The following is a 12,938-nucleotide window of genomic DNA, read 5'->3' on the forward strand; positions in this document are numbered from 1 at the left end:
TGGACGCGCTTGTTCAGCAGACGACTGAGCAAGGGCGTACGGCGAAGTCGTGTGGTCCTGGCGCCGCGACGCTGGCGCTAAGTCGGCGGCATATGCCGTCGGCGATGGTGACAACAAGCCCGCTCACCAGGGAGAGCGCGATATAAGCCGTAAAGCCATTGCGCAGGGGATGTCGGAGTGTTCTCCGCTCACCTGTATGCTCGTGTGCAGTTTTTTGTTGCGCAAGCAGCGCACACGAGACCGCGGGTGCAGCGCGCACCCGGCATTCCCTGCGCCCTCTATCTTCTGAGGCGCGATGAATTCGAAAAGCTCGGGCGCAAATCGTGTCGCGAGAACGCCGCCACACACTCACTCGTCATCCCCGCGCATGCGGGGATCCAGTATTCCAGAGCCGCAGTGATAGAATCGAGAAGCCGCGGCGTACTGGATCCCCGCATGCGCGGGGATGACGACCGTCATGATTATGGAAAGGAACGTTTGCAGGGACGACAGCCCGCAGGAACCGACGTGCCACAGCCTCGTTCAAGTCTGAACGCGCAGTTCAGCGCGCATTCATTTTCGCGGGCCGACACTTGCGTCGCATCACTCGCGATCAAGCAAGAGGGACGACGTCATGGAACGCCGGGATTTTCTCAAATTCGCCTTAGGTGTTGTTGCCGGTGCCGCCGCGCTTGCCGCAAGCGCGCAGGCCGCACCGCTGATGCCGCAGCCGCTCAATGAAAATGACAAGCTTCCAGGCGATCTCGACGCGCAACCCGCCGTCACCTCGAAAGAGGAAGCCGATCAACTCACGCCTGAAGAAGTGCGGTGGGGACGCGGGCGAGGGCGCGGTTGGGGCCGTGGACGCCATCGCGGCTGGTACCGCGGACGCCGCTGGGGTTGGCGCCGTCGCCGCCATTGGGGCTGGCACCGCCGCCGCCGTCGCTGGCGCCGCCGCTATTGGCGCCGGCGTCGTTACTACTGGTGAGCCAACGCCGGAGCCCCGGTCGAGCGGAGGGCGGAATTTCCCGCCCTCGCTTTTTTGCTCACGAGAGACAGCGATGATTGAATCGATGAAGCCACGGCGTACCTGCTTTCGCGAGTGCTGATGGCTTTGCTCTTCATCTTCAGTGGAACCCGCACGCCATGAAATCGTTCAACCCGCACGCGCGGGGTTCAGCGCGTATTCATGTCGACGCACGGAAACTTCCGTAGCATCACGCGCGATCAAACAAGAAGGACGACATTATGGAACGTCGGGATTTTCTCAAATTCGCCCTGGGCGCAGTCGCCGGTGCCGCCGCATTGGCAACGAGTGCGCAGGCCGCACCGTTGATGCCGCAGCCGCCGAATGAAAATGACAGGCTTCCCGCCAATCCCGGCACCCAACCCGCCGTCACGTCGAAGGAAGAAGCAGATCGCCTTGCGCCGGAAGAAGTGCGCTGGCACCGCGGCCGCCATTGGCATCGCCGCCGCCGCCCGTGGCGTCGCCGCCACTGGCGCCGCTGGTGAGTCAGCGCCGCAACGAAATGCAATCATTCAGGCGAGGGCGGGATTTCCGCCCTCGCTTTGCTCCATCGAAAACGCTCAAACAAAAACCCCGCCAGAAGCGGGGTTTTTCCTTCAATCGCTGACGCGCCGATCAGTAGCGGCAGCGGCCATAACGCCAGACCATGCCGCGCGGGCAAACGCGACCGGGCACCACGACAACCCGCGGCGCCGGGCGAACCACGACCACGCCGCGATTGGGGCGGCATCCGCCGTAGGGGCCGCGATGATAGCCCGGACCACAACCGCCGGCTGCGTTGGCGCTTTCGGCGAAGCTCGCGGCCGTGATGACAGCCAGCGCTGCAGCGAAGAGATATTTCATTTCCGTTCCCTCAGATTTAAGCCGCATCGCGGCGCGCGTTTCGGGCTTGTGATTCGCCGGGGCCGGCGAGGGCGACAAACCGAAACATGTTTCGGACTTTAATGTGGCGACGTGAATGCGGAATGAATGCCGGCGTTAATGTTCCGTAAGGCCGCTGTGGTAGGCGATCAGGCCTCGCCATTGCCGAACAGCGCCGCGAATCGTTTTTCACCGGTGCGGGTGAAATTGACGACGCGGCTGCCGGGCGCTTCGTCCCGCGCAGCCCATTTCAGTTCGGTGAAGCGCGCCATCATCGCTGCGCCCAAGGTGCCCGCGAGATGATGCCGCCGCTCGCTCCAGTCCAGGCACGCCTTGCACACCGGCCGGCGCGGATGGCTAAGGCTGTCGGTATCGATCTGGAGGCTTTCGGCCATGAAGCGCTTGCCTTCGCCCGTAAGCTCGATCGCCTGCTTGCCGGCGCGCACCAGCTTTTGCCGCTTCATGCTGTCGAGCATCTGCACGCCGAGATCGCCGGCGAGATGGTCGTAGCAAATCCGCGCGCGGCGCAGCGCCGGATCTTTTGGCCCGGTGCGCACGCGCATGTGGCCGGCGCGGGCCGCAAGGCCGGCAAGGCCTTCCAGCACGCCGGCGACGTCGGGGCCGGTGAGGCGGTAGTAGCGGTGGCGGCCCTGCTTTTCCGGCTCGATCAGCCCGCCGGCCTCGAGCTTGGAGAGATGCGAGCTCGCCGTCTGCGGCGTGATGCCGGCCTCCTGCGCGAGCTCGCTTGCGGTCAGGGCGCGGCCGGTCATCAGCGCGGTGAGCATGTTGGAACGCGCGGGATCGCCGACGAGCGAGGCAATCATGGCGATGTCGGGGCCTGCTTTCATAGTTCGATGATAGCCGAAGCATTGGTGTCGTGCAAGCGTTTATATGTAGGGCTGAAACCCCGCCGTCATTGCGAGGAGCGCAGCGACGAAGCAATCCAGCTTTCTTGTCTCGGCAAAGCTGGATTGCTTCGCTGCGCTCGCAATGACGGCTGAAAAACCGGAGCCTCTCATGTCCGTCACCGTCTTCATCCGTTACCGGCTCGACCCGTTCAAACGCGCGATGTTCGAGCAGTACGCGAAGAACTGGCTCACCATCATTCCGAAATGCGGCGGCGACCTCATCGGCTACTGGATGCCGCATGAGGGCACCAACAATATCGCGTTCGCACTCATCTCATTCGAAAGCCTTGCCGCCTACGAAAGCTACCGGGCGCGGCTGCGCGCCGACGGCGAAGGCATGGCGAACTTCAATTTCGCGGAAGAGAACAAGTTCATCCTGGCAGAGGAGCGGACGTTTCTGCGCAAGGTCGTGACGTGAGGACGGCTGGAAGAATAGCTATTGCGTCACTATGTTCGCGGCGCCGATGAACAACCCGGGGAGAGAGATCATGCTGACAACTGCTGACAAGCGCGCCGCTTTCAAGAAGCTTCACGAGTCCGGATGTTTCATCATCCCCAATCCGCACGATGCCGGCACGGCGCGCGCCTTGCAGCATCTCGGCTTCAAGGCGCTGGCATCCACCAGCGCGGGCTTTGCCTGGACCATGGCCAAGCCCGACAACCGTGTCACCGTGGACGATGTCTGCGATCATCTCAGCGCGATCGGTGCGGCGGTCGACATTCCCGTCAACGCCGATTTCGAGGACGGCTTTGCGCACGAGCCGGACAAGGTCGGCGTCAACGTTGCGCGCGCGGTGAAGACCGGCGTCGCGGGCCTGTCGATCGAGGACTATACGGGAGACGCTGCAAATCCCTTGTTCGAGCGCGCACTTGCCGTCGACCGCATCAAGGCGGCGCGCAAGGCGATCGATGCCGATAATTCCGGTGTTCTGCTGACCGGCCGCTGCGAAGCGTTCTTGCGCGGGCAGAAGGATCTGAATCTCGTGATCGACCGTCTGACGGCCTATGCCGAGGCCGGCGCGGATTGTCTCTACGCGCCCGGCATTTCAACCAGCGAAGAGATTTCCGCTGTCGTGAAGGCCGTGCACCCAAGGCCAGTCAATCTGCTCGTATTTGGAATGGATCATTCGCTTGCGAACGCGGCTGCGCTCGGCGTGCGCCGCATCAGTGTCGGCGGTTCGCTGTCGCGGATGGCATGGGCGGGCTTCATGAAGGCGGCAAAGGAGATGGCCGAGAAAGGCACCTTCACTGAATTCGCTAACGGCTATCCCGGCGGCGAATTGAACAAGATGTTCAGCTAGCGAAGAAACAGACAAAAGCGGCGGGCGATCAGGCCCGCCGCACCAGTTGGAATCAATATTTGAGATCGTTACTGCTTGTTGCGATCGATTTCCTGACCGGTCGGAGCATTGGACGGCGGCTTCGCCGGCGCCGCGCCCGTGGTTGTGCCGGGCTCGGTGTTCGCCTTCGGCGTCACGTCACGCATGCCGGGAGGCGCCGCGGGGTTGGCCGGGGCCGGCTTGTTCTGTGCCGTCTGCGAAGGCGGCTCGGTTCCGGCCTGGTTTACGGTGGTGTTGTTCAGGCCATAGAACAAGGCGCCGAGCACCACTGCGATGGCGATCGCGAACATCGCGACCTTGCCGCCGCTCGGCGGACCCTCGCCGAGCGCCGGATCGGGCTGCAAGTCGTTGTCGAGACTGTTGAGCCGCGCCTGACGGCGAATCTCCTCGTCGCTCATGGGGGCGCGGTCGGGATCGTTAGGGTAGGCCATCGTCTGGTTCCTCCATTAACGCCAAGACAACCACGGGCTGCCGCCCTGGTTCCGGGAACCGGGCGCGTTGCATGTGGACTATTGATGCGGGAACCCGCACCATCGGTTCCACAGCAAAATCTCCCTGATGATTCGATGTGGACACTGCCCTCGAGCGATATCGTGCTGCATTGGCTTTCGCTGATCGCGCTGACCGCGCAGGCGATGACGGCTGCGCTTGCCGCAGGTCGTCGAAGCATGGACTGGGCGGGTGTCGCGATGCTCGGCTGCATCACCGCGCTCGGTGGCGGCACTATCCGTGACGTCTTGCTCGGACATTATCCTCTCGCCTGGGTGCAAAACCCGTGGCTGCTCGCACTGACCGCGGTCGCCGCCTTCCTCACGATCCTGATCGCGCAGGCGGTGCACCGGCTGAACACGGCCTTCCTCGTGCTCGACGCGATCGGGCTCGTGATCTTCACCATGATCGGCTGCGACGTCGCCTGGCAGATGAACGCTTCGCTGCCGATCGTGATCGTGGCGGGGATGATCACCGGCTGCGCCGGCGGCGTGCTGCGCGACATCCTGTGCAACGACGTGCCGCTGCTGTTCCGGTCCGAGCTCTACGCGAGCGTCTCCGTTGTCACCGGCCTGTTCTATTCCGTGTCCTTCGGCCTGAAGGTCAACCAAGAGCTGTGGACCGTGCTCACCTTCCTGCTTGGCCTGTCGTTCCGCCTGCTGGCGATCCGCTACCGATGGGAGATGCCGAAATTCGTGTTTGATGAGAACAAGCGGTAAGCGCCCTTCACTGGAGCTGCTGGAATTATCGCGCGGGCAGGGACTTGAGATAGATCGCCATGGCGCGGACATCGCCCTCATGCATCTTCGAGGTCGAGTTGGCGATGATCTCGGACATCATTGGCCCAGCCTTGCTCCTGCCATTGCGGCCATTGCGCAAATATTCGGTGAGGTCCTCGGCGGTCCACGACTTCAGCGCGCTGCCGTCCGCACTGTCCAGCCTTGGCGCGAGGACACCGTCAACGTTGCCGCCGGCGAAGGCCCGGTCACTCTTGTCGGCGCCAAACAGGCTCTTCGGCGTATGACAGCCGCCGCAATGACCAAGCGCCTCGACCAGATAGCGGCCGCGATTCCAGTCGGTGCCCTTGGCCTGGTCCGGCATGATGATGCCGGGCTCCAGATACAGCCAGTTCCACAGCCGCATCGTCACGCGGAAGTTGAAGGGAAACAGCAGTTCGGGCGGCGAAGTCTGCTTGCGGACCGGCTCGAGCGTTGCGAGGTAGGCGCGGATCGCCAGCATGTCGTTGCGGATCAGCTTGGTGAAATACGGGTAGGGGAAGGCCGGATAGTAGCGCGAGCCGTCGGGCGCGATGCCATGGCGCAGCGCCCGTACAAAATCCTCGTCGCGCCAGTTGCCGATGCCGGTTTCGCGATCCGGCGTCAGATTGGGCGCGTAGACGGCGCCGAAAGGCGGCAGGGCGATCCGCCTGCCGCCGGCAAACGGCTTTGCGGGATCGGCGGTATGGCAGTTTGCGCAGTCGCCGGCCTCCACCAGCGCCTTGCCGCGCGCGATGGTCTCGGCCGAAGGCTCGGCCGCGCCGGCGGGTGCTGCGAATGCACCGCACAAAAAGAGGCCGACGAGAATCGCCGCGACGCTGCGCTTGGGTTGCTGCATCCTTCCCCCAGTCAGGCGCATTATAGATGCGTCACGGCATTTCGCGCCAAGGCATTTCGACGACACAAACCGAAAAGGCGTAGCGACATTCCCGGTACGAAATTGCGAACTTTTGGCGCGGGGGTCGCCTGCCGAGAATTGTGATGCGGAGCCGGGAAAAACCGACATAGACTGGTTCTAATCGGTTCGGATGACTAGCTAAAAACCGGGCAGTCGCGGCCAAAGCCAAAGAGGACGGAATGGGAATCAACCAGGGTCCGATCAGTCTCGACCAGAAATACACCCAGGGCACCGGCCACATTTTCCTGACCGGCATTCAGGCGCTTGTCCGCCTGCCGATGGCGCAAATCCGCCGCGACCGCGCCATGGGGCTTAACACTGCCGGTTTCATTTCCGGCTATCGCGGCTCCCCCCTCGGCGGCTACGACCAGCAGCTCTTCGCCGCCCGTAAACATCTTGAACAATACAACATCAAATTTCAGCCCGGCGTGAACGAGGATCTGGCAGCCACCGCGATCTGGGGCTCGCAGCAGCTCAACCTCTCGCCCGGCGCCAACTATGACGGCGTGGTCGGCATCTGGTACGGCAAGGGCCCCGGCGTCGACCGCTGCGGCGACGTGTTCCGCCACGGCAACACGGCGGGCTCGGCCAAGAACGGCGGCGTACTGGTGCTCGCCGGCGACGACCATGGCGCGAAATCCTCCACCGTGCCGCATCAGTCGGACCATGCCTTCATCTCGGCGCTGATGCCTTATCTCTATCCCTCCAGCATCCACGAAATGATCGAGATGGGCCTGCTCGGCATTGCGATGTCGCGCTACTCGGGTTGCTGGGTCGGCATGAAGGTGATCACCGAGGTGGTGGAAACCACTGCCGAGATCGATCTCACCGACGAGATGAAGCCCTTCATCATTCCGACCGATTTCGAGATGCCGCCGGGCGGCCTCAATTTGCGCTGGCCGGACGATCGCTACATGCAGGATCTCCGCCTGCAAGATCACAAGGGTTACGCCGCGATCGCCTTCGCCCGCGCCAACAAGATCAACCGCATCACCATGGATTCGCCGAATGCCCGCTACGGCATTATGGCGTCGGGCAAATCCTACGAGGACATTCGCCAGGCGCTGCGCGAACTCGGCATCACCGAAGAGGTTGCCGCCAAGATCGGGCTTCGTCTCTACAAGATCGGCATGCCCTGGCCGCTGGAGCCGGAAGGCGTGCGTCAGTTCGCCGTCGGGCTCGAGGAAATCTTCATCGTCGAGGAACGGCGCGAGATCGTCGAGAACCAGGTCAAGCAGGAGCTGTTCAACTGGCGCGACGACGTCCGCCCGCGCATCGTCGGCAAGATGGACGACCACGACAAGCGTTTCCTGACGTTTGCCGCCGAGCTTAGCGTCTCCTCTCTTGCCAGCTCGCTGACCGAACGCCTGCTTCGCCTCAATCTCAATCCCGAAATCGCTAACATGCTGCGCGCCAAGGCCGACTGGTTCAACGGCCGCGAGGCGACGCAGATGCAGGCGGTGGCGCCGATCAGCCGCACGCCATATTTCTGCTCGGGCTGCCCGCACAACACCTCGACCAAGGTGCCGGAAGGCAGCCGCGCCTTTGCCGGCATTGGCTGCCACTTCATGGCGCTGTGGATGAACCGCAGCACGGAGACCTACACCCACATGGGAGGCGAGGGCGTGCCGTGGGTCGGTGTCGCGCCGTTCACCAAGGAAGAGCACGTGTTCGCCAATCTCGGCGACGGCACCTACTTCCACTCCGGCAGCCTCGCGATCCGTCAGGCGGTCGCCTCAGGTGCCAACATCACCTACAAAATCCTCTACAACGATGCGACCGCGATGACCGGCGGCCAGCATGTCGACGGCGAATTGTCGCCGCAGCAGATCACCTTCCAGCTTCACGCCGAAGGCATCCGCGAAATCTACCTGGTCTCGGAAAACCCGCATCTCTATCCCGCTTCCGATATCGCGCCGGGCGTCAAGGTCGCCCATCGTGACGAACTCGACGCGGTGCAGAAAGCGTGTCGCCAGACCAAGGGCACCTCGGCCATCGTGTTCGTGCAGACCTGCGCCGCCGAAAAGCGCCGGCGCCGCAAACGCGGCCTGATGGAGGATCCGGCCCGCCGCGTGCTGATCAATCCGGCGGTGTGCGAAGGTTGCGGCGATTGCTCGGTGCAGTCGAACTGCATCTCGGTCGAGCCGCTGGAGACGGAGCTCGGGCGCAAGCGCACCATCAACCAGTCGACCTGCAACAAGGACTATTCTTGCCTGAAAGGCTTCTGTCCGTCCTTCGTCACTGTCGACGGCGGCAAGCTGCGGCGGCGCGCGCCGCCCGATCTCGGCAGTATCGGCGATCTGCCGGACCCTGCATCGATTCCGTCGCTGGAAAAACCCTACAACATCGCGGTCGGCGGCGTCGGCGGCACCGGGGTGCTGACGATCGGCGCGCTGCTCGGCATGGCCGCGCACATCGAAGGCAAGGCCAGTATGATCCTCGACATGTCGGGCCTTGCGCAAAAGGGCGGCGCGGTGATCAGCCACGTCCGGCTTTCCGAACACACCGCTGACGTCACCTGCTCGCGCATCGTGACCGGCACCGCCGATCTCGTGATGGCGGCGGACGAGGTAGTGGCGGGCGCCAAGGACACCATCACGCTTTGTGAATCCGGCCGTACCCACGGCATCATCAACACCCATCTGATCCCGACCGCTGATTTCATCCTCAACCGCGACTTCAATTTCCAGAACCGCAAAGTGAATAGCGTGCTGGAGAACACACTGAAGAAGGATTCCTCCTTCTTCGACTTCACGACGCCGGCGGAAGTCCTGCTCGGCGATTCCATCGCCACCAACATCATGATGCTCGGCTACGCCTATCAGAAGGGCCTGCTGCCGCTCTCGGCGAAAGCGATCGAGCAGGCGATCGAGGTCAACGGCGTCTCGATCAAGATGAACACGCAGGCATTCCAGCTCGGGCGCCTTGCGGCCCACGACCCCGCAAAGATGGTCGCCCTGATGAAGGGCCACGAAGAGGTGGTCCCGCCGAAGACGCTCGATGCGATGTCGCTGGACGAAGTCGTCGCTCACCGCACGAAGCTGCTGACCGATTATCAGAATGCAAAACTCGCTGAACGTTATCGCAGCCTCGTCAGCCAGGTGCGCGATGTCGCGAGAAAGGGCGGTTATGGCGATGCCTTGCCGCGCGCGGTGGCGATCAACTACGCAAAACTGCTTGCCTACAAGGACGAGTACGAGGTCGCACGGCTCTACACGGACGGGCACTTCGAGCAGCAGCTTCGCGACCAGTTCGAGGGCGATTTCAAGTTCAGCTTCAACCTCGCGCCGCCGATCCTTGGCGGCGGTGTCGATGCGCTGGGCCGTCCAAAGAAGCGCGCCTTCGGCGCGTGGATGATGCCGGTGTTCAAGACGCTGGCGAAGTTCAAGGGCCTGCGCGGCACGCCGTTCGACATCTTCGGCTACAGCCCGGACCGCAAGATGGAGCGCGACCTGATCGCCGGCTACGAGAAGGACGTCGCCACCGTGCTCGGCCTGCTGTCGCCTGCCAACGTCGATGTCGCGATCGAACTGCTCTCGCTGCCCGACCGCATCCGCGGCTACGGCCCGGTAAAGGAGAAGGCGGTGCAGGACGCCAAAGCACGCTACGCGGAACTCGCCGCCGATCTGGTGAACCCGCCGCCGGCACCGCGCCAGATGGCGGCGGAGTAGGGGCTCTCACAACTCGTCGTCCCGTTCCGAGCCGGGACGACGAATAGCTGGGCGCATACCCGTCTCACCTGACGGAATATCTCCGCGCTTGCCAAGCCTTCGCTGACAGGCCAAGAAATTGGCTGGATACGAAGAAACGCCAGCGGAGAAACAGTGACCATCAAGGGCAAGGCCTATATTGCCGGGATCTACGAGCACCCGACCCGGCATGCACCCGACAAATCCACCGCACAGCTACATGCCGAGGTCGCCAAGGGTGCGCTTGAGGATGCCGGGCTCACCAAGGACGATATCGACGGCTACTTCATGGCGGGCGATGCGCCGGGCGGACTCTGGCCGATGGTCGATTATCTCGGCCTCAACACGAAGAAACTGCGCCACGTCGATTCCACCGAGACCGGCGGCTGCTCCTACCTGATCCATCTCGGCCATGCCGCGGAAGCGATCGCAGCCGGCAAGTGCTCGGTCGCGCTGGTGACGCTGGCGGGCAAGCCGCGCACCGGACCGATGCCGCCGCGCGCGGCCGGCGCTGAGGTCGATTTCGAGTCTGCCTATGGGGCCACCACGCACAATGCTTATGGCATGTGTGCCATGCGCCACATGCACGACTATGGCACCACTAGCGAACAGCTAGCCTGGATCAAGGTCGCGGCCTCGCACCACGCGCAATACAATCCGCATGCGATGTTGAAGGACGTCGTCACGGTCGAAGACGTGCTGAACTCGCCGATGATCTCGGACCCGCTGCACCGGATGGATTGCTGCGTCGTCACCGACGGCGGCGGCGCGATGATCGTCACTACGCCGGAAATTGCGAAGAGCCTGAAGAAGCCGCAGGTACGACTGATCGGCCATGGCGAGGCGATGAAGGGGCCGCGCGGCGGCAAGGATCTCGATCTGACTTATTCGGCCGGCGTGTGGTCCGGCCCGCGCGCCTTCGAGGAAGCCGGCGTTACGCCAAAGGACATCAAGTACGCTTCGATCTATGACAGCTTCACCATCACGGTGCTGATGCAGCTCGAAGACCTCGGCTTCTGCAAGAAAGGCGAGGGCGGCAAGTTCGTCGCCGACGGCAACCTGATTTCCGGCGTCGGCAAGCTGCCGTTCAATACCGACGGCGGCGGCCTGTGCAGCAACCATCCCGTCAACCGCGGCGGCATGACCAAAATTCTCGAAGCGGTCCGGCAACTGCGCGGCGAAGCCCATCCCAAGGTGCAAGTGCCAAACTGCGATCTTGCGATCGCCCACGGCACCGGCGGCCTGCTCGGCGTGCGCCATGCCGCCTCAACCTGCATTCTGGAGCGCGTCTGATGGCTGAAACGAAGAAGTATAATGCCCCGGTGACCAACCCGGAAACCGCGCCATTCTGGGAAGCGGCGAAGGCCGGCAAGTTCATGATCAAGCGCTGCACCGCCTGCGGTGAGCCGCATTACTTTCCGCGTTCGATCTGCCCGTTCTGCTTCTCCGACAAGACGGTGTGGGAGGAGAGTTCGGGCGAGGGCACGATCTACACGTTCAGCCTGATGCGGAAGTCGCCGACCGGGCCGTACGCAATCGGCTACGTCACGCTGAAGGAAGGGCCGTCGCTTCAGACGAACTTTGTCGACTGCGATCTGGAAAAGCTGAAGATCGGACAGAAGGTGAAAGTGGTGTTCAAGCCGACCGACGGCGCGCCGCTGCCGTTCTTCACGCCGGTCTGATTTGAAGTGCGCATTCTTCCTTCTCCCCTTGTGGGAGAAGGTAGCGCGAAGCGCCGGATGAGGAGTTCTATTCGCGGGCGCAGCGCTTGTGGAGGCTACCCCTCACCCAAGCGAGATCGCGGCGAGGCCGTTCTTGCCCTCTCCCACAAGGGGAGAGGGCGCAGTAACGGGCAGCGCCAAAAAAGAAATACTTCGGGAGGAAATCGCAGGATGTCGGCAAGATACGAAGAACTGAAGGGGCTGAAGAACCTCGGTCAGAAATACAGCTACACCGACCGTGAGGTGATGCTTTACGCTTATGGCATAGGCATGGGCGCGGACCCCATGGATGAAAAAGAGCTCGCCTTCGTCAATGAGGGCACGCTGACACCGCGCCCGTTGAAAGTCGTGCCGACATTTGCGTCCGTCGCGGCCTGGGGCTCCGGTCCCGGCGAGATGAATCTCAACCGCGTGCTGGTGGTGGATGGCGAGCGCGACATTACCTTCCATCAGCCATTGGCGGGTGCGGCCCACATCACCGCCGATTCCTCGGTGCGCGAGGTCTATGACAAGGGCAAGGACAAGGGTGTGGTGATCAGCCACCAGACCGTGCTGAAGAACGACAAAGGCGAGGCGCTTGCAACGATCGTCGCTTCGCGCTTTGCCCGGGGCGATGGCGGCTTTGGCGGACCTAATCTGGCGCAGCCGGAACCGCACAACATGCCGTCACGCGCGCCGGACAAGGTCGTCGACATCTCGACGCGGCCGGATCAGGCGCTGGTCTACCGTCTTTGCGGTGACCGCAACCCGCTGCACTCCGATCCCGGCTTCGCCAAGAAGGCCGGTTTTCCCCGGCCGATCCTGCACGGCATGTGCACCTACGGCATCACCTGCCGCGGCGTGTTGCAGACCTACGCCGATTACGATCCGTCCGCTTTCAAGCAGCATGTCGCGCGGTTCTCCTCGCCGGTCTATCCGGGCGAGACTGTGACGATGGAGATGTGGAAGGACGGCAATGTGATCTCGTTCGAGGCGAAAGTGAAGGCGCGGGGCGTCACCGTCATTCGCAACGGCAAGACGGTGCTGGGCTGAAGCGGCGAGGGTGGTGTGCTCCCTCGCCCCGCGCTTGCGGGGAGAGGGTTGGGGTGAGGGGCTGTCTCAACATCGGGACTCGTGGAGGGTCCCCCTCACCCGAAATTCGCTGATGCGAATTTCGACCTCTCCCCGCAAGCGGCAGGGGAATCGCATATGGATTTGAGAGGCCTATTGCATTGGAGGGCAATAGGGATTCTGAAGACGGCTCCCGGATC

Annotated in this window: 13 protein-coding genes; 9 read left to right on the plus strand and 4 right to left on the minus strand. The window is 63.0% G+C overall.

What is annotated here, in order from left to right; translation table 11 throughout:
* Positions 1–613 precede the first annotated feature (613 nt).
* Positions 614–967 (plus strand): twin-arginine translocation signal domain-containing protein, encoded by a 354-nt coding sequence (locus JQ628_RS34160; RefSeq protein ID WP_212230970.1) that lies wholly within the window; start codon positions 614–616, stop codon positions 965–967.
* Between the two features lie 260 nt (positions 968–1,227).
* Positions 1,228–1,491, plus strand: coding sequence for a twin-arginine translocation signal domain-containing protein (locus JQ628_RS34165; RefSeq protein WP_212230973.1), 264 nt, complete (start codon positions 1,228–1,230; stop codon positions 1,489–1,491).
* 130 nt (positions 1,492–1,621) lie between these two features.
* Here the strand turns inward: JQ628_RS34165 and JQ628_RS34170 are convergent, their stop codons facing one another.
* A complete protein-coding gene (locus JQ628_RS34170) occupies positions 1,622–1,849 on the minus strand; it encodes a GCG_CRPN prefix-to-repeats domain-containing protein (RefSeq protein WP_212230976.1) in 228 nt (75 codons plus the stop codon).
* Positions 1,850–2,016: 167 nt separating this feature from the next.
* On the minus strand, positions 2,017–2,715 hold the full coding sequence (locus tag JQ628_RS34175) for an ArsR/SmtB family transcription factor (protein WP_212230979.1): 699 nt from the start codon (positions 2,713–2,715) through the stop codon (positions 2,017–2,019).
* 169 nt (positions 2,716–2,884) lie between these two features.
* Here JQ628_RS34175 and JQ628_RS34180 point away from each other — a divergent pair, with 169 nt between their 5' ends.
* Entirely contained in the window at positions 2,885–3,193 is a 309-nt protein-coding gene (locus tag JQ628_RS34180; protein WP_212230982.1) for an NIPSNAP family protein, read from the plus strand.
* 67 nt (positions 3,194–3,260) lie between these two features.
* Positions 3,261–4,076, plus strand: a complete 816-nt coding sequence (locus JQ628_RS34185) for an isocitrate lyase/PEP mutase family protein (RefSeq protein ID WP_212231000.1) — start codon at positions 3,261–3,263, stop codon at positions 4,074–4,076.
* Between the two features lie 68 nt (positions 4,077–4,144).
* Here the strand turns inward: JQ628_RS34185 and JQ628_RS34190 are convergent, their stop codons facing one another.
* Positions 4,145–4,546 carry a hypothetical protein gene (locus JQ628_RS34190; protein ID WP_212230985.1) on the minus strand — a complete coding sequence of 134 codons (402 nt, stop codon included), beginning with the start codon at positions 4,544–4,546 and terminating at the stop codon, positions 4,145–4,147.
* Positions 4,547–4,681: 135 nt separating this feature from the next.
* Here JQ628_RS34190 and JQ628_RS34195 point away from each other — a divergent pair, with 135 nt between their 5' ends.
* A complete protein-coding gene (locus JQ628_RS34195) occupies positions 4,682–5,323 on the plus strand; it encodes a trimeric intracellular cation channel family protein (protein ID WP_212230988.1) in 642 nt (213 codons plus the stop codon).
* 25 nt (positions 5,324–5,348) lie between these two features.
* On the opposite strand, the gene JQ628_RS34200 is transcribed toward JQ628_RS34195, so the two are convergent.
* Positions 5,349–6,218 carry a cytochrome c gene (locus JQ628_RS34200; protein ID WP_212230990.1) on the minus strand — a complete coding sequence of 290 codons (870 nt, stop codon included), beginning with the start codon at positions 6,216–6,218 and terminating at the stop codon, positions 5,349–5,351.
* A gap of 239 nt (positions 6,219–6,457) precedes the next feature.
* Here JQ628_RS34200 and JQ628_RS34205 point away from each other — a divergent pair, with 239 nt between their 5' ends.
* The 4 genes from JQ628_RS34205 to JQ628_RS34220 all read left to right on the plus strand — a co-directional run bounded on the left by JQ628_RS34205 (position 6,458) and on the right by JQ628_RS34220 (position 12,720).
* Positions 6,458–9,949 (plus strand): indolepyruvate ferredoxin oxidoreductase family protein, encoded by a 3,492-nt coding sequence (locus JQ628_RS34205; protein ID WP_212230992.1) that lies wholly within the window; start codon positions 6,458–6,460, stop codon positions 9,947–9,949.
* 153 nt (positions 9,950–10,102) lie between these two features.
* Positions 10,103–11,260: a thiolase domain-containing protein gene (locus tag JQ628_RS34210; RefSeq protein WP_212230994.1), complete on the plus strand. Its 1,158-nt coding sequence runs from the start codon at positions 10,103–10,105 to the stop codon at positions 11,258–11,260.
* Positions 11,260–11,649 (plus strand): Zn-ribbon domain-containing OB-fold protein, encoded by a 390-nt coding sequence (locus JQ628_RS34215; RefSeq protein ID WP_212230996.1) that lies wholly within the window; start codon positions 11,260–11,262, stop codon positions 11,647–11,649. Before JQ628_RS34210 ends, JQ628_RS34215 begins: the two co-directional genes overlap by 1 nt.
* Positions 11,650–11,859: 210 nt before the next feature.
* The gene (locus JQ628_RS34220) at positions 11,860–12,720 is read left to right on the plus strand and encodes a MaoC family dehydratase (RefSeq protein ID WP_212230998.1); all 861 of its coding nucleotides are present in this window, start codon (positions 11,860–11,862) and stop codon (positions 12,718–12,720) included.
* Positions 12,721–12,938: the final 218 nt, after the last annotated feature.

It is taken from the genome of Bradyrhizobium lablabi (genome assembly GCF_018129385.1).
Classification (GTDB): Bacteria; Pseudomonadota; Alphaproteobacteria; order Rhizobiales; family Xanthobacteraceae; genus Bradyrhizobium; species Bradyrhizobium lablabi_C.